The sequence below is a fragment of the Deinococcus ficus genome (genome assembly GCF_003444775.1).
Taxonomy (GTDB): Bacteria; Deinococcota; Deinococci; order Deinococcales; family Deinococcaceae; genus Deinococcus; species Deinococcus ficus.
Genome location: NZ_CP021081.1, coordinates 1,214,845 through 1,238,366 on the forward strand (window position 1 = coordinate 1,214,845; position 23,522 = coordinate 1,238,366).

Below are 23,522 nucleotides of genomic sequence, written 5' to 3' on the forward strand. Positions count from 1 at the left end.
CGCTGCCAGAAGCCACGGTGCTCCAGGCCCTGGCCGGGGAACGTGCGCCGTAACAGTTCAGGCGGACATACGCGGGCGGTGAACCCTCCGCGACAGGTGCCAGGGGAGATCATCAAGTGAGGCAATCCGCGCTTCCCCGCCAGCCTAGACTCGTCCCATGCGACCCGTCCTGCTCGCCCTGCTTATCGCCTCCACAGCGGCCGCACAGACCATCCCAGGCACGCAGGCGGCCACAGCAGTCCAGAAGATGTCCATCAGCCGCAACGCGAAACTCTTCACTGGCCGGACCTGCGCCGCGTGGGGAATCACCACCACTCTCGTCCCAGACGACGTCCCCGACGCCCTTCGCAGGCAGACGACCACCGCCGCCGTGAAGGACATCCTCAACCAGTACGCTTAGGCTGGCGTAAAGGTCACGACCCTGCGCTGGACGGCCGACGGCGGGGTAGAGGTGTACGTGAAAGAGGAAGGCCGTTACCGGCACATCGCCGCCCTGAACGACAGAGGCCGGTGGTACACCGTAACATTCAGCTGCCTGCTCAAGTAACAGATTATCGGAGTTCAGGTTCGTGGTTGCCAAATGGTTGATGTCCTACCCGACCCATCAGCTAGAGGCACGCCGAAGCTGTATGGTGAAAGTCCAGCGCCCATATCGGAAACTCCATACCCCATAGAACTGGAGTATGGGCCGGGCATTGTCCACTTTCGACATCCAGCGGAATCACGAGCGCAAGCATCTAGCACTCGGCTTCCCAGGAATGGCTCATATCTGCCCGCAGACACACAAGAGACAGCTGCGCACTGCGGAAGGCGGCATCATTCACGGCATCACCGTATTGCTGCTTCGCGTTGTTGAGGCTCGTGCCGTCCAGCTCGATGGCGATGACGGCCCGAAAGTCAGGCAGACGGACCACCAGGAAATCCATGTGTTTGTTCCGGAGGCGGGCCTTTGCTCCCTGTTTTTCTCCGTATCGCCGGGTTTTGATGGCGAAGATATCGTTCAGGCGAACATTCGGGAGAACCCTGTAACCTTCCGGCAGGGCCAACTCCAGCACCGTGAAAAACGCCAGCTCACCTCGGTCAGGAAGTACGCTTTTGGTTTGATCGGCAGTGACAGGGGCATGCCCGCAGGAACTGATGTGGCCGGTACGCCCCTAGGAATGGTCAGTAGGGATTACCGCACGAGGTTTTGTTGATGGTAACGAACCTATAGGAGATGATCGAGGCTGCCGCCTGTCCGCCACATGAGACTTGTACTTTCGGGACATAGACCTGGGAGACAATCCTCTACCACGGCTGCGAAACACAAATGTAACCCCCTCACCTTGCGGGCGGGGGGTTACATTTGCCGGAACGTCCCGGCCACTTGAGGGCACCGTCTCTGTCCCTTCAGCGCACCACGATGTTGATGATGCGGCCGGGAACGTAGATTTCTTTGATGACGTCTTTACCTTCGATGTAGCGGGCAACGTCGGGGTTGGCGCGGGCGGCGCTCAGGGCTTCTTCCTGCGTGGCGGTTTTGCTGATGTTCACTTCGCCGCGGACTTTGCCGCTGACCTGCACGCCGATGGTGACGGTGTCGCGGGTGGCGGCCTGTTCGTCCACCTGCGGCCAGGGTTGCGTGTGGACGCTGCCGGATTTGCTCTGCGCGGTCCAGATTTCCTCGGCGATGTGAGGGGCGATGGGGGCCAGCATGCGGTTGAAGATGTCCAGCGCCTCGGTCCAGGCGGGGGTACCGTGCGCGGGGCTGCGTTTGGCTTTGACCAGGGTGTTGGTCAGTTCCATCAGGGCGGCGATGATGGTGTTGAAGCTCAGGCGTTCGAAGTCGCCGCTGATTTTCTTCAGGGTGCTGTGCACGGCGTAGCGCAGGTCGGCTTCGGTGATCTTCTCCTCGGGGCCACTGGTCTTGTCGTCGAAGTACAGGTTCCAGACGCGGGACAGCCATTTGGCGGGGCCGTTGATGCCCTGGGAGTCCCAGGGGCCGCCCAGTTCCCAGGGGGCGATGAACATCAGGAAGGTGCGGACGGTGTCGGCGCCGTACTCGCGGACCAGGTCGTCGGGGTCGACGACGTTGCCGCGGGATTTGCTCATCTTCTCGTTGTCTTCCCCCAGAATCATGCCCTGGTTGCGCAGGCGCGCGAAGGGCTCGTGCTGGGTGGTCAGGCCCATGTCGCGCATGACTTTCGTCCAGAAGCGGCTGTACAGCAGGTGCAGGATGGCGTGCTCGATGCCGCCGGTGTACAGGTCCACGGGCAGCAGGCCGGCCTTGCTGGGGTCGAAGGGGCCTTCGTGGTAGTCGGGGCTCAGGTAGCGGTACATGTACCAGGACGAGTCCACGAAGGTGTCCATGGTGTCCGTGTCGCGTTCGGCGGGGCCGCCGCAGCAGGGGCAGGTGGTGGCCTTCCACGCCTCGTCCAGTTTCAGGGGGCTCTGGCCGGTGGGCGTGAATTCCACGTTCTCGGGCAGTTTCACGGGCAGCTGATCTTCGGGGACGGGCTGCATGCCGCACTTCTCGCAGTGCACGAAGGGGATGGGGGTGCCCCAGTAGCGCTGGCGGGCGAACAGCCAGTCACGCAGGCGGTAGGTGGTCTTGGCAGTGGCGACGCCGCGCGCCTCCAGTCTCTCGATGATGGTGGCGATGCTGGCCTTGCCGCCGGGCAGGCCGTCGAACTCGCCGCTGTTCACGATGACGCCGTCGCCGCTGTAAGGCGCTTCGGCGTCATCGGGCATGGGGTCGGCCCCCTCGGCGCGGATCACCTCGCGGATGGGCAGGCCGAACTTCCGGGCGAACGCGAAGTCGCGCTCGTCGTGGGCGGGAACGGCCATGATGGACCCGGTGCCGTACGTGACCAGCACGTAATCCGCAACCCAGATGGGCAGCTGTTCGCCGCTCAGGGGGTGGGTGGCGTAGCTCCCGGTCCACACGCCGGTCTTCTCGCCTTCCTGCTGGCGTTCCACGTCCGTCTTGCGCCCGGCGGCGGCCACGTACGCCTCGACGGCGCCGCGCTGGGCGTCGGTGGTCAGGGCGGCGACCTTGGCGTGCTCGGGGGCCAGGACCATGAAGGTGGCGCCCATCAGGGTGTCGGGGCGGGTGGTGAACACGGTTTCCGGCCCGGCGGGCGTGGCGAAGGTCACCTCGGCGCCCACGGATTTGCCGATCCAGTTGGTCTGCATCAGCCGGACCTTCTCGGGCATGTCGGTGTGCGTGAAGTCCAGCAGTTCGTCGGCGTAGTCGGTGATCTTCAGGTACCACTGGCTCAGGTTGCGTTTCTCGACGGGCGTGCCGCAGCGTTCGCAGGCGCCGTTCACGACCTGTTCGTTGGCCAGGACCGTCTGGTCTTTCGGGCACCAGTTCACCAGGCCGCCTTTCTTGTACGCCAGGCCGCGCTTGTAGAACTGGATGAAGAACCACTGGTTCCAGCGGTAGTACTCGGGGTCGCTGGTGGCGAACTGCCGGGACCAGTCGATCATGGTGCCCATGCGCCGGAACTGCCCGGTCATGTACTCGATGTTCTTGTACGTCCAGATGGCGGGGTCGGTGCGGTTCTTGATGGCGGCGTTCTCGGCGGGCAGGCCGAACGCGTCGAAGCCCATGGGGAACAGCACGTTGTACCCGCGCATGCGCATCCAGCGGGCCCGGGCGTCCGGGGCGACGTTCGCGTACCAGTGTCCGATGTGCAGGTTCCCGCTGGGGTACGGGAACATGGTCAGGGCGTAGTGCTTCTCGCCGGGGGCGTGCTCGTCGAAGGTGTACAGGCCGCTCTGTTCCCAGGCGTCCTGCCATTTCTGCTCGATGGCGTGCGGGTTGTACCGCTCCGCGCGGGGTTCCTGAATGTCGGGTCTGGTGGATTCGGTGGTCATGGTCGTCACTCCTTGAGAAAGAAAAGCCCCGGCTGACACGCAGCCGGGGACGCACGCACAAGCTGGAGGCTAGGCGAGGCGTCCCCGGGTGAGAAGCGCAGAGCGGATCATGGCTCAGAGTGTACCGGATCACGGCCGGGCGTGCATCCACCGCATGGCGGGGCCCGTACACTGGGGGCACATGCCATCCCGATCCCGCCCGCACTGGCTTCCCCGCCTGCTGACCGGCCTGCTCCTGCTTGTGGGCGTGCTGGCGGGCCTGGTGTACGCCCTGACCGACCACCCGAAACCCGTGCAGGCCGCCGATCTGACCTGCCCCGCCTCGGCCCCCACCCTGAAGGCCGGGCAGGCCGTGAAGGTGCTGAACTGGAACGTGCAGTACCTCGCGGGCCGCGGGTACGTCTTCTTCTACGACACGCTGGCCGGCGACGGCCCCGACACCCGCCCCAGCGCCGAGTCGGTGGCCCGCACGCTGGACGAGGTGGTCGGGGTGATCCGGGAGGAGAACCCGGACCTGATCCTGTTGCAGGAGGTGGACCGGGACAGCGACCGCACCGGCAACGCCGACCAGCTGCAACTGATCCAGGCTGCCCTGGGAGGCGCGTACCCCTGCGCGGCGACCACGTACTACCACCGCGCGACCTTCGTGCCGCACCCGAAGATCATGGGCCGCGTAGGCCTGAGCCTGAGCACCCTCAGCCGCTACCGCCTGGATTCCGCCACCCGGTACGCCCTGCCGCGCATCTGCGGGGACCCGGTCACGGTCGCCTTCAACTTCAAGCGCGCGGTGCTGGGCGTGACCCTGCCCGTGCAGGGGGGCGAGCGGTTGACCGCGTACAGCACGCACATGGACGCCTTCGCGCAGGGCTGCGACACCATGCGCCGGCAGGTTGCGGCCGTGCAGACCCTGCTGGACGGCACGGCCCGGCCCTGGGTGATGGGCGGGGACTTCAACCTGCTCGCCACCCGCGCCGCCTACGACCGCCTGCGGCCCCGCGAGCAGGCGTACTTCAATCCGAACACCGAACTCGCGCCGCTGCTGGACCGTTTCGAGACCTTCCCCAGCCGCGCCCAGGTGGACAGCGGCGACCCGGCGTTCATCACGCACTACCCGAACGACCCGCAGGTGGGCAAGCCCGACCGGACCATCGACTACTTCGTGTACTCCCCGGGCCTGACCCGCCGCGGCGAGCGCGTGCGGCAGGACGACCCGAAGATCAGCGACCATTACGCCCTGGTCACCACCGTTCAGCTGCCGTGAAGGTAAGAAAGGGGCCGGCTGAGTTGCTTCCCGCCGGCCCCAAGCCCTGCCGGTTCAGTGTTCGCCGCGAGCCGTGATGGTCACCAGCGTGTTCCCGTCCAGCCGGTCGGCGACGTACGTGAGCTGCTCGCCGTGGCCGTTCAGCACGGCCGCTTCCTGAATGCCGTCGTCGGGGATGCGGCTCAGGACCGCGTACCCGCCGGCCGTCAGGGCGTCCAGCACGGGGGCCGGCTGCCAGCCGCTCAGCTCGTACTGTTCCACGCGGGTCACGCCGCGCCGCACCTCGCCCCGCACCGTCTGCGAGGCGGGGCAGGTGGCGGTCGCGCCGGCCGGCACGGGTGCCAAGCCCCACACCTGCCCCGGCGTTTCCAGGCAGTAGTCCGCGCGGCTCCAGCGGGCCTCGCGCGACCACAGCACACCCAGCAGCGCCGTGACGGCCAGCAGGGCCGCCAGCAGCGCCCACAGCCACCGCTTCACGCCCTTACTCCTGGCTGGTGATGAACGGCAGGTTCCGGTCGTACTGCGCGCGGTCCAGGCCGTAGCCGTACACGTACGCGTCGGGGATGGTGAACCCCAGGTACTCCACGGGGATCTCCACCTTGCGGCGGCTGGGTTTGCTGAGCAGCGCCGCGATCTTCAGGCTGGCCGGGCCGCGGCCCTGCAGGTAGTGCAGCAGGTAGTTCATGGTGATGCCGGTGTCCACGATGTCCTCCACCAGGATCACGTGCCGGTCGCTGATGGGGAACTGCAGGTCCTTGACGAGCTTCACCTCGCCGCTGCTCTGCTTGGCGTTGCCGTAGCTGCTGGCCTGCAGGAAGTCGATGGTGCACGGCACCCCGAGGGCCCGCACGAGGTCGGTGTGGAACATGAACGCGCCGTTCAGCACGCAGATCAGGTGGGGGTCACGTCCGGCGTAGTCCTGGCGGATCTTCGCGGCGAGTTCCTGAATGCGCGCGCCGATCTGTTCCTGGGTGATCTGAACGGGGCCGTTGCCGGGCGTGAGACTCATAGATCACAAGGCTAACACGCCCCCGAAAGGCCGCCTATACTCCCCCCGTGACCGCGCCCGCCTTCCCACCGCCCCTGGCCCTGGAGCGCGTGCCCGGCGTCCTGGGCCGCATCGTGCATGAGCGCGCCGCCGATTACGCGCACGCCGACCCTGATCCCGGCCCGGCCCGCCCGGCGGCCCGGCGGTTCGAGGCGGCCCTGAGCGGCCCGGCCCTCGCGCTGATCGCGGAGGTGAAACGCGCCAGCCCCAGCCAGGGCGCCATCGCCCCGCTGGACCCGGTGGACGCCGCCCGCGCGTACGAGGCCGGCGGCGCGCACGCCCTGAGCGTCCTGACCGAGCCGCGGCACTTTGACGGCACACTGGACTTCCTGCACCGCATCACCGCCGCTCAGAGCCTGCCGGCGCTGCGCAAGGACTTCGTGGTGCACGCCGCCATGCTGCGCGAGGCCGCCGAGGCCGGCGCGGCCGCCGCCCTGCTGATGGTGAGCGTGCTGGGCGAGGCGACCGGGGCGTACCTGGCGGTGGCCGAGCATCTGGGTCTGGACGCCCTGGTCGAGGTGCACGACGAGGCGGAACTGGACATCGCCCTGGCGACGGAGGCGCGGATCATCGGCGTGAACAACCGTGACCTGAAAACCCTGCACATCGACCTGGACGTGAGTCCCCGCCTGATCGCCCGCGCCCGGGCGGCGGGGTTTACGGGCGTGCTTGTCGCCGAGAGCGGGTACCGCACCCCCGCCGACCTGCGCACCGTGCGCGGGCTGGCGGACGCGGTGCTGGTCGGCACGAGTCTCGCGGCCAGCGGCGACCTCGCCCAGGCCGCCCGCGACCTGATGCGGCCTTGAGCGCCCCAGCAGCCCCACCGGCCACCCTGGCCTTCCTGGGCACCGCCGACAGCAAGGGCGTGCCGCGCTTCTGGTGCGCCTGCCCGGTGTGCCAGGAAGCGCGCCAGGGCGGCGTGAACCGCCGCACCCGCACCAGCCTGCTGCTGCGCGGGGTGGGGGAGAGCGGCCGAGAGGAGGCGGTCCTGCTGGACGCCAGTCAGGACCTGCACGGCCAGCTCGCCCCGCTGGGGCCGCTGGTGCCGGACGCGGCACTCCTCAGCCACGCGCACAACGACCACATCCTGGGCCTCGCGGACCTGCTGGACTACCTGACCTACGCGAAGGGCGCCCTGCCTCTTTACGCCCCCGAGCCGGTCATCCCGGACCTGGAGCGGCGCTTCCACTACGCCTTCCGGCGGCAGGCGCCCGTGCAGCCCGTACCGGCGCAGGGCGTGCCGGCCGCCGGGTTCCGGGTGCGGACCTTCGAGGTGCCGCACGGCGCGAACGGCGTCAGCCACGCCTTCCGCCTGGACCGCCCCGGCTGGGCGGGTGTGGTCATGACCGACGCCCTGGACGTCCCGGACAACGTGGCCCAAATGTGGCTGACCGGCCTGGACCTGCTGGTGCTGGGCACGTCGTTTACCGACGAGTCCGCCCAGCCGCGCACCGGCCGCAGCGTCTATGACGTGCAGGAAGCCCTGGCCGTGCCGTGGGCCCGCGCGGCCCGCCGGGTGGTGCTCACGCACCTGTCGCACGGCGTGGACATCCGGTCCCTGAGCTTGCCCGCGCACTGGCAGGCGGCGCGGGACGGGCTCACCATCCCGCTCTGACGGGCGGACGGGCTGGACAGTCGGGTGCCGGCCCGGCGCGCCGCCCGGAGCACTCGGGTAAACTCGGGAGGCTGCGCGCCGGACGTCACGTCCACCCCGGGGCTTCACGGGCTTTCGCGCGCCACGACTTCAGACATTCATGTCACGCAGGACGCCAATCAGGAGGATCATGACCGACAACACACACGCCGCGCATGCCGGGGCGACCGCACAGCAAGGCAGCGCCTCGGCGTACGAACGCGCCGGGGTGAGCATCGAGGCCGGCCACCGCGCCGTGAACCTCATGAAGGGCGCCGTGGCCCGCACGCACGGCCCCCAGGTGCTGGGCGGAATCGGCGGGTTCGGCGGGCTGTTCCGCCCCGAGTTCACGGGCATGACCGACCCCGTCCTGGTCGCCAGCACCGACGGCGTGGGCACCAAGACCAAGGTCGCCTCCCGCGTCGGCCGTTACGGGGGGCTGGGCGCGGACATCGTGAACCACTGCGTGAACGACATTCTGGTGCAGGGCGCCCGTCCGCTGTTCTTCCTGGACTACGTGGCGATGGGTAAGCTCAGCCCGGAACTCGTCGCGGACGTCGTGACCGGCGCGGCCCAGGCCTGCGAGGCGCTGGGCGTGGCCCTGCTGGGCGGCGAGACCGCCGAGATGCCCGGCGTGTACGTCGAGGGCGAACTGGACATCGTGGGCACCATCGTGGGTGTGGTGGACCGCCCCAAACTCATCGACGGCACGCGCATCCAGGCCGGGGACCGCGTGATCGCCCTGCCCAGCGCCGGCCTGCACACGAACGGCTACTCCCTGGCCCGCATGGCCCTGGACGGCCTGGACTGGAACGAGGCCAGAAGTGACCTGAACGGCGAGCGTCTCGCGGACCTGCTGACTGTCCCGCACCGCGCGTACGTGCCCGCCTTTGACGCCCTGGAAGCGGCCGGGGTGGACGTGCGCGGCATGGCGCACATCACCGGCGGCGGCCTGGTGGACAACCCGCCCCGCGTGTTCCCTGCCGGCATCGGCATGCAGGTGAACACCGCCTCCTGGACCGTCCCGCCCGTCTTCGAGCTGATCGTGAAGCAGGCGCAGGTGGACCGCCACGAGGCCTTCCGTGCCCTGAACATGGGCGTGGGGTTCCTGTTCATCGTGCCGGCCGCGCAGGAGGCTCAGGCCCTGGCCGCCCTGAGCGCCGCCGGGCAGCAGCCCTGGGTGATCGGGGAGATGATCGCCGGACAGGGCGTCACCTTCTCCGGCGGTCAGGGCAGTTGAAACGCCGCCTCGCCCCCTTCGGCTTCACCGCCCCGGATCGCGCCACCGCGACGGAATTCTGGGTGGTGCGCCACGGGGAAAGCACCTGGAACGTGGACGGCCGCTACCAGGGCCAGACGGACGTGCCCCTCAGCCACGTGGGCGTGCTGCAGGCCGCCAGCCTCGCCGAGCGCCTGACGGGTTTGCACTTCGACGCGGTGTACAGCAGTGACCTCGCCCGCGCCATGCAGACCGCCGAGATGGTCACCGAGCGCCTCAGCGGGCACCCGGCGGTGCAGCCCGCCCCGGACCTGCGCGAGATCGACGTCGGGGAACTGTCCGGCCTGACCGTGGCCGACATCCGCCAGCAGTACCCGCAGTACCTTCAGGACCTCTCGGCGGATTCCTGGGGCACCCGCCGGCCCGGCGGGGAGAGCATGGAAGACCTCTTCTCCCGCTGTGGCGTGGCGTTTCACCGCATCCGCGCGCTGCACCCCGGGCACCGGGTGCTGGTGTTCACGCACGGCGGCGTGGTCCGCGTGGCGGTCGGGCTGGCGCTGGGCGGCGTGCCCGCGCATTCCTGGGCGCGTCTGAGCGTCACGAACACCAGCATCACCCGCGTGCTGCTGTCCGAGCAGAGCGGCACCCTGTTGGGCTTCAACGACGACGCGCACCTGGAAAACCTCGCGGAGGCCACCGAGGCCGACGATGTGCTGGGGCAGTCCCCGTGACTGCGCCCGCCGCCTCTTTGCTGGACCGGTACCTCGCCAGCGACCCCCGCGCTCTGGCCCGCGCCCTCACGCTGGCCGAGGCGGGTCTGCCGGCCGCGCGGCCCCTGCTGCGCGCCGCGCGCACCCGAGCGCACCGCGCCACCGTGCTCGGCGTGACCGGCAGCCCTGGCAGCGGCAAGAGCACCCTGACCGGAGCGCTGATCGCCACGCTGCGCGCCGAGGGCAAGCGCGTCGCGGTGCTGGCCGTGGACCCCAGCAGCCCGTACAGCGGCGGCGCGATCCTCGGGGACCGCATCCGCATGCTGCGCCACCACGCCGACCCGGGCGTGTTCGTCCGCTCCCTCGCCACGCGCGGCGCGCTGGGTGGCCTGTCCGCCCGGACCATGCAGGTCCTCGCGCTGCTGGAAGGCGCGGGGTTTGACTGGGTGATCCTGGAAACCGTGGGCGTCGGCCAGTCCGAGGTGGACGTGGCCGCCGTGTGCGACCACACCCTGCTCGTCCTCACGCCGGCCGGCGGGGACGGCGTGCAAGCCTTCAAGGCCGGCATCATGGAGATCGCGGACGTGATCGCCGTGAACAAGGCCGACCTGCCCGGCGCCGACCGCACCGTGCGGGAACTCATGGCCGCGCAGGGCCTCGGCGCCCACGACGAGCACACCTGGTTCGCTCCGATCCGCCGCACCATCGCCAGCCAGGACCAGGGCATGGAGAAACTCGTGGAGGCCGTCCTGAAACACCGCGAGCACCTGGGTGAACCCGGCCTGAACGCCCGCCGCGCCGCCCGCGCCGAGTACGAGGTCCGGTCCCTGGTGCAGGAACGCCTGATGGAACGCGCCCGGGTGCAGAGCCGCGACCTGTACGCCCGCGTCGCCCGCGGGGAACTGGATGCGGACGACGTGGCCGACGCCCTGGTGCAGGGTGACGGCCTGCCCGGCCGCGGCCGCGGGGCCCAGGGGTGAGGGCCCGCACGCTGGCCCCGCTGCTGCTGGCGTTCCTGACCGCGCAGCGCCTCGTGGAACTGCGCCGCGCCCGCGCGAACGAACGCTGGGCACGCGCGCAGGGCGCCGCGGAGTACGGCCGGGCGCATTACCCGCTGTTTTTCGTCCTGCACCCCACCTGGATGCTGTTCACGCTGCTCGAGGGCCGCGCCAGCCGAGGCCGCGTGAACCTGCCCGCCCTGCTGGTGTTCCTCGCCGCGCAGCCGCTGCGCGCCTGGGTGATGCGCAGCCTGGGCCGCTACTGGAACACGAAGATCCTGATCGTGCCCGGCGGGCAGCGCGTCACCGCCGGCCCCTTCCGGTACCTGAAGCACCCCAACTACGCCGTGGTCGCCCTGGAGATCGCCTCGGCGCCGCTGGCGGTGGGCGCGTGGCGCACCGCGCTGGCCTACACCGTCCTGAACGCCGCGCTGCTCCTGCTCGTCCGCATTCCCGCCGAGGAACGGGCCCTGGCGCACTACGCCGCCACGCAGGGCGACCCGGCCGGCCACTGAACGCCCTGCTCCTGGCTCAGTGCAGGCCGTGGGTCCGGGTGTCGCGCCGCTCGAACAGCAGACCCTCGGGCGTGTCGGCCACCTCCAGCACCGGCAGCACCTCCGTGCCCTGAAGTTCCAGGCGGGACCGGCCGCCCGCCCCGGTGCGCTCCACCAGCGCCGCCACGGCCCGCACCCGCACCCCGGAGTGCGCCGCGCGCAGGCACAGGTCCAGTTCCGCCACGCCGTCCGACAGCTGCGTCGTCACGAGGGCCGCGTCCGCCGATCCCGTCAGGGCGTCCACGCCCGAGGCCCGCACGACCGGCAGGCCCCGCCAGGCGCCGAGCTGCTCGGCCACCCCCTCGGCGCCCGGCAGGGGAATCAGCACCCCCACCGGCGGCAGCAGCGCGTCCAGGTGCGCGGCCACCTCCACGACCTCCTCCTGCGGGAGCCGCCGCAGGTGCCCCAGCAGCCCCTCCTCGGAGCTGAGCAGCTGTTTGGTCCGCTGGCGGAAGAGGTGCAGGCCCATAATGCAGTGTAGGGCCGCGTCTGGCACGCCCGCGCGGCGCGTTCCAAGCGCATCGGACGCTCATCGCGCAAGGGGAGTGGGCGGCGCATCTGCACCGGCCCCTGGGCAACCGCGCGCCCCGGGAGTAGGGTAGCGGGCATGTCGGTTCCCCACGCCCACGCGGCCGTGACCAGCGTCTCCCGCCACTCGGCGGCGATTGCCCTCGCCATGACCGCCGGGCACTTCATCAACGACGCCTACGGCGCCATGCTCACCCCCCTGACCCCCGCCCTGCAGAGCAAATTTGGGGTGAGCATCGCCGCCGTGACCCTGCTCTCCAGCGTGTACAGCCTGACCAGCAGCGTCCTTCAGCCCCTGCTGGGCATTCTGGGCGAACGCCTGGACCGCCGGTACGCCGCGGCGCTGGGCCCCCTGCTGACGGGCCTGGGCCTCACCCTGATGGGCTTCGTGCCGTGGTTCGGGGCGCTGATGCTGCTGGTCGCCGTGGCAGGTTTCGGCAGCGGATTCTTCCATCCGGCCGGAGCGGCGTACGTGGCGCAGCACAGCCCCCAGGACAAACGCGGCCTGTGGGCCAGCCTGTTCAGCGCCGGCGGGACCGGCGGCATGGCCCTGGGCCCGGTGTTCGCCGGCGTGGGCCTCACTCACCTCCCGTGGTTCGCCCTGATCGGCGCGGTGATCGCCGCCGTCACGTTCGCGGTCACGCCCAGCGGCACCCAGAAGGCCAGGCGGGTCAGCCTCGCCGAGTACGCCGGGATCTTCAAGGGTCCCCTGGTGTGGCTGTGGGGCATGGCGGTGCTGCGCAGCCTCGCCAGCATGGGGTACAACGCCATGCTGCCCTTCATCCTTCCGCTGCGCGGCTACGGCGCGCGGGAGGTCGGCATCACGCTCGCGGTGTACGCGGTCGCCAGCGCCGCCGGCGGCATCCTCGGCGGGCGGGCCAGCGACCGCTACGGCCGCACCCCGGTCCTGCGCTCCGCCATCCTGACCAGCATTCCCTTCTTCGCGCTGCTGATCCTCAGCCACCCCGGGCAGTGGTGGTTCTACCCCCTGACCTTCCTGGTGGGTGCCGCCGTGAACGCCAGCATCCCGGTCGGCGTGGTCACCGCGCAGGAGTACGCGCCGCAGCACGTCGCGGTCGCCAGCAGCATCATGATGGGCTTCTCCTGGGGCTTCGCGGGCCTGCTGGTGTTCCTGGTCGGCGCGCTCGCCGACGTCACCACCCCCATCATTGCCGCGCTCGCCTCGCTGGCCCTGCTGGTCCCCAGCGCCCTGATCGCCTACCGCCTGCCGGAACCCGGCAAGACCGAGTTCCAGCCCTGAGGCCTCCCATGAACGACCACACCAAAGTCTGGCTCCGCAAATGGCTTCCCGTCATCATGTTCGTGTTCTTCGGCCTGCTCACGCTGGCGCAGCTGTGGCTGGCCGCCAACCCCGGCTGAGGCCACGCGCCCGATCTTTGAATTGCACCCTGCTCGGCTGACCGGGCTCCCCCGGGCGCGTACACTCGTCCGGTGACCCGCAGTTCCGCCCCCACCTCCAAGACCGGCCCCCCGAACCTGAACGCCCTGATGCCCGCGGCGCCCGCAGGAAACCTGCTGCTGCTGCCGCAGGTGGCGCGCGCGGCGCTGTTCGCGGCGCACCCGGGCCCGGCGGTGCTGCTCACCACCCCGGACCGGATCGGCAGTTACGCGTCCGCCGGGGCGCTGGGGGCGCCCGTCAGCGTGAACCCCGGCCTGCGTGACTGGGACGCCAGGCACGAGCACGTCGTGCTGGACGTGAACACCGCTATCGACCTGTTCCCCGCCCGCCCGGAAGACCACGCCCTGAGCCTGAAGGTCGGCGCGAGCTACCCGCGCGAGGCGCTGCTGGCCCGGCTGGAAGCCTTCGGGTACGAGCGGGGCGAGGAACCCGGCTACGAACTGCGCGGCGACACACTGGAACTGCGCCTGACGCCCGGCGCCGGCCTGCCTGCCGAGGCCGAGGAGGACCTGTGGGTGCGCGCCGAGTTCTTCGGGGATGAACTGGACACCCTCCGCACCCTGAGACCCGGCGAGGTGAGCGGCGTGAAGACGCAGGCGTTCACGCTGGAGCCCACCGCCGAGTACCTCACGGAAACGAGGTGGGACGCCACGCGGCTGGACCTGCTGCCCGGGCGGGTGTTCCTGGACTCCCCGGAGTTCTATGCCAGCAGCCTGGGCGTCCTGATCGACACCCTCTGGCCGAAACTGGAGGGCCGGGACGTGACCAGTTTCGGCCGGGCGCCGCTGGACCTCCCGGACCTGGACACCGGCCTGACCGCCCTGCCGTTTTACCGCGCGCGCCTCAGCGACCTGGACCGCGACGTGCAGGAGTGGCGCGGCGCCGGGTACCGCGTGTTCATCCTGGTACGCCACGACCGCACCGCCGCCTACCTGGCGGACAAGCTGCTGAACACCCACGAGATCCCCTGGCTGACCGTGCCGCGCCTTCCGGAAGGCGGCCTGGGCTTCCTGCGCGCCAGCGGCGAGGGCGGCTTCGTCATTCCCGAGTTCAACACGGTCGTCCTGACCGAGGACCTGATCTACGGCTTCCAGGGCGGCAGCGCCCTGCGCGGCAAGAAGCTCACCGGGCGGCCCGTCACGGACGCGCTGGGCCTGCACGTCGGCGACTACCTGATTCACCCGGAGCACGGCATCGGGCAGTTCGAGGGCCTGGAAACCCGCAAGGTGCTGGGCGTCACCCGCGACTACCTGAACCTCCAGTACCGGAACGGCGCGCGCCTGAGCGTGCCCATCGAGCAGCTGCCCGTCCTGCGCCGCCACCCCGGCACCACCGACGATCCGCCGGTGCTGAGCAGCTTCGACAAGAAAGACTGGGCGCGCGCCAAGGAAAAAGCCCGCAAGAACGCCGAGGAAGTCGCCGGGAAGCTCCTCATCCAGTACGCGGCGCGGCAGGTTACGCCCGGCAACGCCTTCCCCCCCAACCCCGAATGGGACGAGCAGGTGGAGAAGAACTTCAAGTTCGACCTCACCAGCGACCAGCGCATCTCCCTGAAAGAAACCCTGCGGGACCTCGAAAAACCCAACCCCGCCGACCGCCTGATCTCGGGCGACGTGGGCTTCGGGAAGACCGAGGTGGCCCTGCGCGCCGCGCACCGCGTCGTCGGGCACGGCAAGCAGGTCGCCATCCTGGTGCCCACCACCCTGCTCGCCGAGCAGCACACCACCACCTTCGTCGAGCGCTTCAAGGACCTGCCCGTGCGTGTGGAGGGCCTGTCGCGCTTCACCACGCCGCAGCAGTCCAAACGCATCCTCGCGGACGTCCGCGCCGGCAAGGTGGACATCTTGATCGGCACGCACCGCCTGCTGTCCGGCGACATCGAGTTCAAGGACCTGGGCCTGATCATCGTGGACGAAGAACACCGCTTCGGGGTGGGCCAGAAAGAAAAGCTCCGCGCGCTGCGCGGCCTGCCCGCCCTCGAAGGCGGCAAGCTGGACCTCCCGGAAGGGCAGAAGGCGGTGGACACCCTGGCCCTGTCCGCCACGCCCATCCCCCGCACGCTGTACATGAGCATGGTCGGCCTGCGCGACATGAGCAGCATCCAGACCCCACCCAAGGGCCGCAAACCCATCCAGACGATCCTGGCGCCCTTCGACCCCAGCACCGTGCGCGACGCGATCATGACCGAGATCGACCGCGGCGGCAAGGTCTTCTACATCCACGACCGCATCGCCAGCATCGGCGCCCGCAGCCTGTACCTGCGCAACCTCGTGCCCGAAGCGCGCATCGGCGTCGCGCACGGCCGCATGAACGAGGAAGAACTCGAGGAGATCATGCTCGGCTTCGAACAGGGCGCCTTCGACGTGCTGCTCGCCACCACCATCGTCGAAACCGGCCTGGACATCCCCGAGGCGAACACCATCCTGATCGAACGCGCCGATCGGCTCGGCCTCGCGCAGCTCTACCAGCTGCGTGGCCGCGTCGGCCGCCGCCAGCAGACCGCGTACGCCTACCTCTTCTACCCCCCACGCATGACCGAGAACGCCCAGCGGCGCCTGTGGGCCATCGCCGACCTCCAGGACCTCGGCAGCGGCCACCTGCTCGCCGAAAAGGACATGGAGATCCGCGGCGTGGGCAACATCCTCGGCGAGGAACAGCACGGGCACGTGCAGGCCGTCAGCATCGACGTGTACACCGAGATGCTCGCCGAGGCCGTCGCCCGCCTCAAGGGCGAGAAACGCGAGGAGCCCGTCAGCATCAGCATCGATCTGCCCGTCAACGCCCGCCTCAGCCCCGAGTACTTCAGCGCCGACGGCCCCGAAAAAGGCGAGGAAGCCCGCATCGCCACCTACGGCCGCCTCAGCGAAGCCCGCACCCTCCAGGCGATCAGCCGCGTGGAACGCGACCTGCGCAAGAAGTACGGCCCGCCCAGCCCCGAAGTGCAGAACTTCATCGACCTCGCCAAACTCCGCCTCACCGCCGCCGCCAAACGCGTGCTGAGCATCGGCGAGACCATGACCCACCTCCAGATCACCTTCGCGTACAAGGCCCTGGACTACGACGCCCCCGGCCTCAAACGCTTCCCCCACCGCACGGAAGTGCAGACCTTCCCGCCCAGCGTGAAACTGGAAAAACGCGGCCTGAAACCCGACGATTACGCCCGCACCCTGATCGATCTGCTCGGCTACTTCGGGTAAGGGGAAAAAGAGGAGGGGATGAAGGGTAAACCGCGCCGGCAGGCCTCATGGTTCAGTCAAGCTGGCCGGCCTGCTGCTGAGCTTTCGTTTCGTTTGAGGGCGGCTAAGCAGCCTTCGGGCTGCACGGCCTGTGTGACTTCCAGGTTCATGCTGCGCTGTGCACCCTCCTGACCGCCGCGACTTGCTCGCCGCCTGCAGGAACACACCGCCAGCGCGGATGGCGGACTCACCGATAACCTCGCTGTCTTTCGGCAGATCGCGCAGCCGCTGTGCCGGTCCGGATCGATCGGTGCATGGGGTAAGTGTTCTTGTTGAGGACCGTCTACCGCAGGTTGAGGACGTGCGTGGAGAGCATCGGCATGCATAGGTTGCAGCCCCTGCTGAAGCCGACGCTACCCTTTCCGAAGAATCTGTTTCTTGCCCCTCGTGCACGCTGGGCTCCGTGGCCCTACATCCATTCGTCCCGCATGACTAGGCCTAACGGGAGCCGCTCGCCGGGCAGGTCCTCCGGCAGGTCCCGCAACACGACTGGAGTGGCGGTCACGTACTGCACGGGGAGGCCTGTGAGCTCACTCACCTGCCGGGTCAGGTCGCAGCCGTTCAGGACGTCCTGCGCGGTAGTGTCGTGGATGGCGTGCGTGTTGCTGATCAACCCCGTGAACCGGAGGCCGGTGGTCAGTTCGATGGCGTGCAGGTGCCCGACCACGCCGTCCACGGTGTTCGTGTCCGGGCGGTAGGCGTTCACGACCAGCAGCAGGTCGTATCCGCGCTGCACGATGTCGCTGGCGAGGGCTGTCAGCGCCCGGGCGCCCACGTTGTCGCCGCCCACGTCCAGGATCACGTCCACGGCCGGGTCGTGCAGCGGTCCGCGCACCTCGGCCGAGATGGCCGGCAGATCGATGGCCGCGCCGTGCCCGGGGGAACTGCTGATTATGCGAATGCTGCGCGCTTCCATCAGGGCCGCCCGTTCACGCGACCGGAAGGAGGGGTTCACCACGTCCAGGTCGGCCAGCGCCACGCGGCGCCCGGCGGCGGCCAGGTGCAGGGCGAGGCTCACGGCCACCTCGGTCTTGCCGCTGCCGGAATGCCCCGCGATGATCCGCACAGTGGACGGCGCGGTCATAGTGTCCTTCCGGGTGGCCCGCGGCGCAGGGCCAGGTGGGGGAGACGGGCTCGGCGGACTTCGGAACCGGGTCGGGTCGTCATGGATGGCCTTCCTTGGGCGCCGCGGCCCGCTCAACCACACATTCGCCTGCGGGTTCCCGGCACTGCCGCCAGCGTAGGAGTGCCGCCGCCTGCGTCTGTCCCTGCCTTTCTGCTCGGCATCAGGTCCGTTCCGACATCGCAGACGGCTAAGATGGGCGTTTCGTGAGCTGGCCTTCATGCGCCCTGTCATGGTCAGCCTTACACTGCCCGCACCATGTCAATTCAGCCGCGCCGCGCGGGCCTGCTGGCCCTCATGACCGTGACCCTGCTCAGCGCCTGCGGACAGCCGCAGCCCGGCCCCAGCTTGACCGTGCAGGGCGGCGCCGGCAAACCCCCCACCGGGCAGAGCACGGCCGCCGCGCGGGTGTTCATGCCCAACCCCCTCCAGACGACCGGAGACCAGACCCTCAGCGACCAGAAGGACAGCGCCGCGGCCGTGCCCGCCAGCGCCTACTACCCGGTCACCCTCACGAACCTGGACGGCAGCGGGTATCTCCGCGGCGACTGGGCGCAGGTGATCACCGAGACCGGCACGCCCGTGTACGGCAGTGGCCCGTTCAACTTCACGCGCGATCAGGACGAGTTCGAGCAGGTCATGGCCTACTACTGGGTGACCGAGGGCCAGAAGTACCTCCAGAGCCTCGGGTTCGGCAGCGAGCTGGGCGCCGTGAACCGCCAGCAGCAGCTCATCAAGGTCAGCCAGCAGGGCATCGACAACAGCTACATGTGGGACAAGCACAACTGGCTGCGCTTCGGGAAGGGCGGCGTGGACGACGCCGAGGACGGCGAGGTGATCCTGCACGAGTACGGGCACGCCATCCACGCCTCGCAGGTGCCGGGCTTCGGGACCAGCGTGGAGGCCGGCGCGATCGGGGAGGCGTTCGGGGACTACTTCGCCATGACCGTCGGGTACGCCGTCTCCCAGCGCGAGGGCGCGCCCATGAACGCCCCGCTGGGCTGCATCATGGACTGGGACGCCACCAGCTACACGACCGCCACGCCCCACTGCCTGCGCCGGGTGGACACCGACCGCCACTACCCGGAGGACCTCACCGGCCGCATTCACACGGACGGCATGATCTGGTCCTGCGCGCTGTTCGATATCTGGACTGCCCTGGGGGCCCGCACCGCCGACCGGATCATCATCAACGCCCAGTTCCGCTTCACGCCCGACACGACCTTCGCGGCCGCCGCGGAGGCCACCGTCGCCACCGCGCAGGACATGTACGGCCGGGCCGCGGCTGGCACGGTCCGCCGCGCCTTCGAGTCCCGCGGCATCCTTTAAGGCTTTCCCGGAGTGTTCCGGCCATCCGGGCCGGGGGGCCGCGCCACAATGCAGGCATGGCGCGCCCCCTGGCCCGACGGCTGCAAGAGGAAGCGACCCGGCGCGGCCTGCGCGCGGGCACGGCCCTCCCGGACGCCCAGGAACTGTTCGAACTGGTGCGCGACTTCCCGTACGCCCGCGCCAGCGCCCATGATCCGGACACCGTCATCCGCGAGTGGCGCGGCACGTGCAGCACCAAGCATGAGCTGCTGGCCGCGCTGTACGCCGAACTGGGCCTGCGCACCACCCTGTACGCCTGCACGCAGGAGATCCGCCTGCCTCCGGGCGCCCCGCCCGAACTGGCCGGCTGGCAGGGCGAAACCGTCATCGACGTGCACAATTACCTCGTGCTGCACGATCCTGGCGGGGACCGCGTGCTGGACGCCACCTGGCCCCTGAGCACCCGCGCCCTGGGGCTGGTGGCGAACGAGTGGGGCCCGGACATGCGGGTGGCCTGCACGCCGCTGGACACCTGGGCGCTGGCCCCCGGGGAGGACGTCGCCGCGTTCAAGGAGGCCCGGCTGCGTGAACGGTACACGCCCGAACAGCGGGCCCGGCGGGACGCCTTTATCCGCGCGGTGGGCGAACTGTTCCTGCGGCCGTAGGCGGCCCGGCGCTCAGCGCAGGTAACCCACGGCAGGCGGGTGCGCGACCTTCAGGTTGAACCGCTCCGCGTAGCGCACGCCGCCCAGGCGCCCCATCTGCGCGTGCATCTCGCGGTAGTGTTCCGGCGTCCAGGTCCACTGGTAGAAGTCGTGATAGTACCGCACCACGCGCTCCCCGGTGTCCAGGGTGTCGGTCACGTCCACCAGCACTTCCGGGTACGGGCTCGCCTGTGAGAAGTACTGGTAGAACCGCACTGGCTCCCGCCACGCCTCCAGGCGCCGCACGTCCTCTCCGCTGGTTACGGTGTCCCCGCCTTCCATGTCCGGGGCGGGGGGCATGGCCTCCGGGGCGCCTGACTCGTTCACGATCTTCGGAATGCGCGCCAGGGTGATCGCGTCGTAGGCGATCTTTGCGGTCATGCGGTGGTCCGGGTGGGGGTGGTCGTCACTCCAGGTGATCACGGCGTTCGGGCGGAACTGTGCGTACAGCCGCGCCAGTTGCAGCGCCTCGGCGCGGCTGCCGGTCATGCGGCTGTCCCCCATGTCGAAGAAGTGATGGAAGGCGCCGATCTGTTCGGCCACCCAGGCGCCGTGCTCGCGGCGCACGCGGGTGACCTCCTCGTGCGTGGCGTCGCCGAACTGGCTGGCAAGTTCTCCCAGTGTGGTCCACACGAGCATCACCTCGTCGCCGCGCGCGGCGTGTTTCGCCAGGGTGGCGGCGCAGCCGATCTCGTCATCCGGGTGGGCAAACACGGCCATGATTCGCATGTGCTCAGCATAGGCGAACACCCCGCCCGGCCGGGGCGTGCCTGTCCTTTGCGGCCGGGCCGGGCGGGGCGAATACTGAACCATGTCCCTGCTCAAGGTGAAGCTGCCCAGTGACCTGGAAATCGCCAGTCAGGCCCCCCTCGTGCCCATCGCGGACATCGCCCGGGCCGCCGGCATTCCCGAGGAGCACCTGGAACCGTACGGCCGCTTCGTCGCCAAGGTGAACGTGAAGGCCCGCGGCGACCTCGCCCGGCAGCCGCGCGGGAAGTACGTGGTCGTCACCGCCGTGACCCCCACGCCCCTCGGGGAGGGCAAGACCGCCACCAGCGTGGGCCTCGCGCAGGGCATCGCGAAGATCGGGAAGAGGAGCATGCTGGCCCTGCGCCAGCCCAGCATGGGCCCCACCTTCGGCATCAAGGGCGGCGCGGCCGGCGCGGGCTACGCGCAGGTGATTCCCATGGAGTCCCTGAACCTGCACCTGACCGGCGACTTCCACGCCGTGACCGCCGCGCACAACCTGCTGGCCGCCATGGTGGACAACCACATCTACCAGGGCAACGCCCTGAACCTGGACCCGCAGACGGTCGCGTGGCGCCGGGTGATGGACGTGAACGACCGCGCCCTGCGCAACGTCATCGTGGGCCTCGGCGAGGCCGCCGACGGCGTCCCCCGCCAAACCGGGTTTGACATCACGGCCGCCAGCGAGGTCATGGTGATCCTGATGCTCGCCACCGGCCTGAAGGACCTCCGCGGGCGCCTGGGCCGCATCGTGGTCGGCTACACCCGCAGCGGCGAGGCCGTGACGGCCGAACAGCTCCGGGCCGCCGGCGCGATGGCGGTCATCCTGAAAGACGCCATCAACCCCAACCTGATGCAGACCCTGGAGCACACCCCGGCCCTGATCCACGCCGGGCCGTTCGGGAACATCGCCACCGGGAACAGCAGCGTGCTCGCCTGCCAGCTCGGCATTCACGCCGCCGAATACCTGATCACCGAGGCCGGCTTCGGCGCGGACATGGGCTTCGAACGCTTCGTGAACGTCAAGTGCCGCGTGTCCGGCATGCAGCCCGACGCGGCCGTGCTGGTCGTCACGGTCCGCGCCCTGAAGATGAACAGCGGACGGCACCGGGTGGTGCCCGGCAGGCCCCTGCCGCCCGCCATGCTGGAGGAGAACCCCGCGGACGTGCTGGCCGGCGCCGACAACCTCCGCGCGCACATCGCGATCGTGCGCAGCGTGGGCGTGTCCCCGGTCGTCGCCATCAACGCCTTCCCCGGCGACCACGACTCCGAGCACGAGGTCATCCGGCAGATCGCCCGCGAGGCCGGCGCCCGCGTGGCCGTGTACCGTGGTGTGGCCGGCGGCGGCGAGGGCGCCCGCGAACTCGCGCAGGCCGTCGTGGAGGCCGCCGACGAACCCCAGGACTTCCGGTACACCTACGACCTGGCCCTGCCCCTCAAGGCCAAGATCGAGGCGGTCGCCACGAAGATCTACGGCGCAGACGGCGTGGACTACACCCCGGAAGCCAGCCGGGCCCTGAAAAACTTCGAGGCGCTCGGGTACGGCGAGTTCCCCGTGGTGATCGCCAAGACGCACCTGAGCATCTCCAGCAACCCCAAACTGCGCGGCGCTCCGAAAGGTTGGCGCCTGCCGGTCCGCGAGGTGCGGCTGGCGGCCGGGGCCGGGTACGTGTACGCCATCTGCGGCGACATGCGCACCATGCCGGGCCTGCCCAGCCACCCCGCCGCCGAGAACATCGACCTGGACGAGGACGGCAACGTGACCGGGCTGTTCTGAACCCGGCCCCGGTCAGCCGGGGAGGTACCGTTCGCGCAGCAGGGCGCGGTGGTGCCGCTCGTGCCCGGCGATCAGGTACGCCAGCGCCCGCACCGTGAACACGCCCCCGTTGGCGGTCACCGTGCGGTCCCACGCGGCCCCGTTCAGGTGCCGCACCAGCTGCACCGATGCGGTCCGCACCGCCCGGAACTCGCCCAGCAGCTCCGGCACGCTCAGGCCGGACACGTCCCACGCCGCTGCCCAGGCCTCGTCGTCGTACCCGGGCAGCGGCGTGCCGTCCCCACGGGCCGCGCGCATCAGGCGGTAGGCGAACACGCGCTCGCTGTCGCAGAGGTGCCCCAGCACCTGCTTCACGGTCCATTTGCCTGGGGCGTAGGAGACGTCGCCCAGGGTCGGCGGCCCGCCGGCCAGCAGCGCCTCCAGGGCGTCCGGGCCACCGGTCAGGGCCGCCAGCAGGTCGTCCGTGCCCACCAGGGCCACGTACCGCGCGTAGTGCGGGGGAAACTCGGTCGCTTCAGGAGGGGTCGCTTGCATGCGCATAGTGTGACGCCCCGCGCCGCCCGGGGGCGGGCGACTACTTCCCGGCGCTCAGCGTGAACCCCGACTTGCGGAACACGAGGTTCACGGCCCGGCCGTCTGCCTTGAACTTCAGCGACAGCGACTGCGTGAACTTCGTGGACGCGATGCATGAGCCCGTGAACTCGTACGTCCGCCCGGCCACCAGCACCGGCAGGTTCGCGTAGTCCTGCCCGCGTTTCACCATGCCGCTCGACTGCACGCTGAACGCCCCCAGCGCCCGGCCGTTCTCCGTGATGTTCAGGAACACCGCCACGCACGGCGAGTCGCCCGCCATGGCGATCACCACCTCACTCGCCTTTGCCGCCCGTGCCCCGCCACTCACGGCCAGGGCGCCTGCCAGCCCGGCCACAGACGCCCACCACGCCCAGCCCCCACGTTGTCCCATGCCCCAGGATGCCACGACCCCCACCCGCCCCGCCCGGCCGTTCCAGGTGCCCGCTGGGGGGGGTGGGGGCATTTCCACTGGGGAATGATGCAGGCATGTCATGTGTGCTGCGGGCCGCCGGAACCGACTTCGACGTGGACGGGTACCTTGCCAGAGTTCAGCTACCGGACATCTTCCGGATTTATAGGAAGGGAACGCGGGACCGGCCCAGCCAGCCGGGGCCCCACGCCTTCAGACCAGCTTTCCCGGGGTGTTGGACGTGGTTCTGGACTTCGGCATCGAGGACCGGGATGTGGGCGCGCAGGCCGACTACTTTCCGCCGGATCTGCTGCGGGCGCTCGGAGACCTCAACATCGGGCTGGTGGTGTCCCGCTACCCACGCTCCGACGCAGAAGACGACGTGCCCGGCCAGGGCACCCTGGCCTGATCCC

At 69.8% G+C, this 23,522-nt stretch carries 23 protein-coding genes; 15 read left to right on the forward strand and 8 right to left on the reverse strand.

From position 1 onward, the window contains the following. Window positions 1–157: 157 nt before the first annotated feature. Window positions 158–400, forward strand: coding sequence for a hypothetical protein (locus tag DFI_RS06000; protein ID WP_027462512.1), 243 nt, complete (start codon window positions 158–160; stop codon window positions 398–400). Between the two features lie 295 nt (window positions 401–695). Next, window positions 696–1,196, forward strand: a complete 501-nt coding sequence (locus DFI_RS21100; RefSeq protein ID WP_244940333.1) for a hypothetical protein — start codon at window positions 696–698, stop codon at window positions 1,194–1,196. A 193-nt stretch (window positions 1,197–1,389) separates the two neighbouring features. On the opposite strand, the gene leuS is transcribed toward DFI_RS21100, so the two are convergent. Then, window positions 1,390–3,861: a leucine--tRNA ligase gene (gene leuS / locus DFI_RS06010; RefSeq protein WP_027462513.1), complete on the reverse strand. Its 2,472-nt coding sequence runs from the start codon at window positions 3,859–3,861 to the stop codon at window positions 1,390–1,392. A 181-nt stretch (window positions 3,862–4,042) separates the two neighbouring features. Here leuS and DFI_RS06015 point away from each other — a divergent pair, with 181 nt between their 5' ends. Next, a complete protein-coding gene (locus DFI_RS06015; protein ID WP_043777615.1) occupies window positions 4,043–5,122 on the forward strand; it encodes an endonuclease/exonuclease/phosphatase family protein in 1,080 nt (359 codons plus the stop codon). Between the two features lie 54 nt (window positions 5,123–5,176). Here DFI_RS06015 and DFI_RS06020 read toward each other — a convergent pair whose 3' ends face one another. Both DFI_RS06020 and hpt read right to left on the reverse strand, forming a co-directional pair. Beyond that, window positions 5,177–5,599, reverse strand: coding sequence for a hypothetical protein (locus tag DFI_RS06020; protein WP_043777618.1), 423 nt, complete (start codon window positions 5,597–5,599; stop codon window positions 5,177–5,179). 4 nt (window positions 5,600–5,603) lie between these two features. Then, on the reverse strand, window positions 5,604–6,131 hold the full coding sequence (gene hpt / locus DFI_RS06025) for a hypoxanthine phosphoribosyltransferase (protein ID WP_022802225.1): 528 nt from the start codon (window positions 6,129–6,131) through the stop codon (window positions 5,604–5,606). A 47-nt stretch (window positions 6,132–6,178) separates the two neighbouring features. On the opposite strand from hpt, the gene trpC reads away from it, so the two are divergent. The 6 genes from trpC (at window position 6,179) to DFI_RS06055 (ending at window position 11,245) form a co-directional block, all read left to right on the forward strand. Beyond that, window positions 6,179–6,976 (forward strand): indole-3-glycerol phosphate synthase TrpC, encoded by a 798-nt coding sequence (gene trpC, locus DFI_RS06030; protein ID WP_051307633.1) that lies wholly within the window; start codon window positions 6,179–6,181, stop codon window positions 6,974–6,976. Next, window positions 6,973–7,785: an MBL fold metallo-hydrolase gene (locus tag DFI_RS06035; protein WP_027462517.1), complete on the forward strand. Its 813-nt coding sequence runs from the start codon at window positions 6,973–6,975 to the stop codon at window positions 7,783–7,785. Before trpC ends, DFI_RS06035 begins: the two co-directional genes overlap by 4 nt. A gap of 169 nt (window positions 7,786–7,954) precedes the next feature. Then, on the forward strand, window positions 7,955–9,043 hold the full coding sequence (purM, locus tag DFI_RS06040; protein ID WP_027462518.1) for a phosphoribosylformylglycinamidine cyclo-ligase: 1,089 nt from the start codon (window positions 7,955–7,957) through the stop codon (window positions 9,041–9,043). Beyond that, window positions 9,040–9,753, forward strand: a complete 714-nt coding sequence (locus DFI_RS06045) for a histidine phosphatase family protein (protein ID WP_027462519.1) — start codon at window positions 9,040–9,042, stop codon at window positions 9,751–9,753. Before purM ends, DFI_RS06045 begins: the two co-directional genes overlap by 4 nt. Further along, entirely contained in the window at window positions 9,750–10,712 is a 963-nt protein-coding gene (gene meaB, locus DFI_RS06050; RefSeq protein ID WP_027462520.1) for a methylmalonyl Co-A mutase-associated GTPase MeaB, read from the forward strand. Before DFI_RS06045 ends, meaB begins: the two co-directional genes overlap by 4 nt. Continuing rightward, the gene (locus DFI_RS06055) at window positions 10,709–11,245 is read left to right on the forward strand and encodes an isoprenylcysteine carboxyl methyltransferase family protein (RefSeq protein WP_022802219.1); all 537 of its coding nucleotides are present in this window, start codon (window positions 10,709–10,711) and stop codon (window positions 11,243–11,245) included. Before meaB ends, DFI_RS06055 begins: the two co-directional genes overlap by 4 nt. 16 nt (window positions 11,246–11,261) lie before the next feature. On the opposite strand, the gene DFI_RS06060 is transcribed toward DFI_RS06055, so the two are convergent. Beyond that, window positions 11,262–11,753, reverse strand: coding sequence for a hypothetical protein (locus DFI_RS06060; protein ID WP_022802218.1), 492 nt, complete (start codon window positions 11,751–11,753; stop codon window positions 11,262–11,264). Window positions 11,754–11,891: 138 nt separating this feature from the next. On the opposite strand from DFI_RS06060, the gene DFI_RS06065 reads away from it, so the two are divergent. Beyond that, a complete protein-coding gene (locus DFI_RS06065) occupies window positions 11,892–13,073 on the forward strand; it encodes an MFS transporter (protein WP_027462521.1) in 1,182 nt (393 codons plus the stop codon). 248 nt (window positions 13,074–13,321) lie between these two features. Further along, window positions 13,322–16,429, forward strand: a complete 3,108-nt coding sequence (locus DFI_RS06070) for a DEAD/DEAH box helicase (RefSeq protein WP_043777761.1) — start codon at window positions 13,322–13,324, stop codon at window positions 16,427–16,429. 448 nt (window positions 16,430–16,877) lie between these two features. Here DFI_RS06070 and DFI_RS06075 read toward each other — a convergent pair whose 3' ends face one another. Continuing rightward, window positions 16,878–17,552: a nucleotide-binding protein gene (locus DFI_RS06075; RefSeq protein WP_027462523.1), complete on the reverse strand. Its 675-nt coding sequence runs from the start codon at window positions 17,550–17,552 to the stop codon at window positions 16,878–16,880. A gap of 297 nt (window positions 17,553–17,849) precedes the next feature. Between DFI_RS06075 and DFI_RS06080 the strand changes: the two genes are divergently transcribed. Continuing rightward, on the forward strand, window positions 17,850–18,920 hold the full coding sequence (locus DFI_RS06080) for a M4 family metallopeptidase (protein ID WP_027462524.1): 1,071 nt from the start codon (window positions 17,850–17,852) through the stop codon (window positions 18,918–18,920). 56 nt (window positions 18,921–18,976) lie between these two features. Next, window positions 18,977–19,564, forward strand: coding sequence for a hypothetical protein (locus DFI_RS06085; RefSeq protein WP_027462525.1), 588 nt, complete (start codon window positions 18,977–18,979; stop codon window positions 19,562–19,564). Window positions 19,565–19,576: 12 nt separating this feature from the next. Here the strand turns inward: DFI_RS06085 and DFI_RS06090 are convergent, their stop codons facing one another. Beyond that, entirely contained in the window at window positions 19,577–20,332 is a 756-nt protein-coding gene (locus DFI_RS06090) for a PIG-L deacetylase family protein (RefSeq protein WP_027462526.1), read from the reverse strand. An 82-nt stretch (window positions 20,333–20,414) separates the two neighbouring features. On the opposite strand from DFI_RS06090, the gene DFI_RS06095 reads away from it, so the two are divergent. Further along, window positions 20,415–22,127 (forward strand): formate--tetrahydrofolate ligase, encoded by a 1,713-nt coding sequence (locus tag DFI_RS06095; protein ID WP_174234912.1) that lies wholly within the window; start codon window positions 20,415–20,417, stop codon window positions 22,125–22,127. Between the two features lie 12 nt (window positions 22,128–22,139). Here DFI_RS06095 and DFI_RS06100 read toward each other — a convergent pair whose 3' ends face one another. Then, window positions 22,140–22,661 carry a DinB family protein gene (locus DFI_RS06100; RefSeq protein ID WP_043777621.1) on the reverse strand — a complete coding sequence of 174 codons (522 nt, stop codon included), beginning with the start codon at window positions 22,659–22,661 and terminating at the stop codon, window positions 22,140–22,142. A gap of 40 nt (window positions 22,662–22,701) precedes the next feature. Beyond that, on the reverse strand, window positions 22,702–23,091 hold the full coding sequence (locus DFI_RS06105) for a hypothetical protein (protein WP_155864515.1): 390 nt from the start codon (window positions 23,089–23,091) through the stop codon (window positions 22,702–22,704). Between the two features lie 250 nt (window positions 23,092–23,341). Here DFI_RS06105 and DFI_RS20130 point away from each other — a divergent pair, with 250 nt between their 5' ends. Further along, window positions 23,342–23,518 (forward strand): hypothetical protein, encoded by a 177-nt coding sequence (locus DFI_RS20130; RefSeq protein WP_155864516.1) that lies wholly within the window; start codon window positions 23,342–23,344, stop codon window positions 23,516–23,518. The last annotated feature ends 4 nt before the right edge of the window (window positions 23,519–23,522 follow it).

Bases quoted from the DNA above. Each gene is read 5' to 3' on its own strand.
- DFI_RS06000 (WP_027462512.1), top strand. From the start codon at position 158: ATGCGACCCGTCCTGCTCGCCCTGCTTATCGCCTCCACAGCGGCCGCA.
- leuS (WP_027462513.1), bottom strand. From the start codon at position 3,861: ATGACCACCGAATCCACCAGACCCGACATTCAGGAACCCCGCGCGGAG.
- DFI_RS06015 (WP_043777615.1), top strand. From the start codon at position 4,043: ATGCCATCCCGATCCCGCCCGCACTGGCTTCCCCGCCTGCTGACCGGC.
- hpt (WP_022802225.1), bottom strand. From the start codon at position 6,131: ATGAGTCTCACGCCCGGCAACGGCCCCGTTCAGATCACCCAGGAACAG.
- purM (WP_027462518.1), top strand. From the start codon at position 7,955: ATGACCGACAACACACACGCCGCGCATGCCGGGGCGACCGCACAGCAA.
- DFI_RS06060 (WP_022802218.1), bottom strand. From the start codon at position 11,753: ATGGGCCTGCACCTCTTCCGCCAGCGGACCAAACAGCTGCTCAGCTCC.
- DFI_RS06065 (WP_027462521.1), top strand. From the start codon at position 11,892: ATGTCGGTTCCCCACGCCCACGCGGCCGTGACCAGCGTCTCCCGCCAC.
- DFI_RS06070 (WP_043777761.1), top strand. From the start codon at position 13,322: ATGCCCGCGGCGCCCGCAGGAAACCTGCTGCTGCTGCCGCAGGTGGCG.
- DFI_RS06075 (WP_027462523.1), bottom strand. From the start codon at position 17,552: ATGACCGCGCCGTCCACTGTGCGGATCATCGCGGGGCATTCCGGCAGC.
- DFI_RS06080 (WP_027462524.1), top strand. From the start codon at position 17,850: ATGTCAATTCAGCCGCGCCGCGCGGGCCTGCTGGCCCTCATGACCGTG.
- DFI_RS06085 (WP_027462525.1), top strand. From the start codon at position 18,977: ATGGCGCGCCCCCTGGCCCGACGGCTGCAAGAGGAAGCGACCCGGCGC.
- DFI_RS06090 (WP_027462526.1), bottom strand. From the start codon at position 20,332: ATGCGAATCATGGCCGTGTTTGCCCACCCGGATGACGAGATCGGCTGC.
- DFI_RS06095 (WP_174234912.1), top strand. From the start codon at position 20,415: ATGTCCCTGCTCAAGGTGAAGCTGCCCAGTGACCTGGAAATCGCCAGT.
- DFI_RS06100 (WP_043777621.1), bottom strand. From the start codon at position 22,661: ATGCAAGCGACCCCTCCTGAAGCGACCGAGTTTCCCCCGCACTACGCG.
- DFI_RS06105 (WP_155864515.1), bottom strand. From the start codon at position 23,091: ATGGGACAACGTGGGGGCTGGGCGTGGTGGGCGTCTGTGGCCGGGCTG.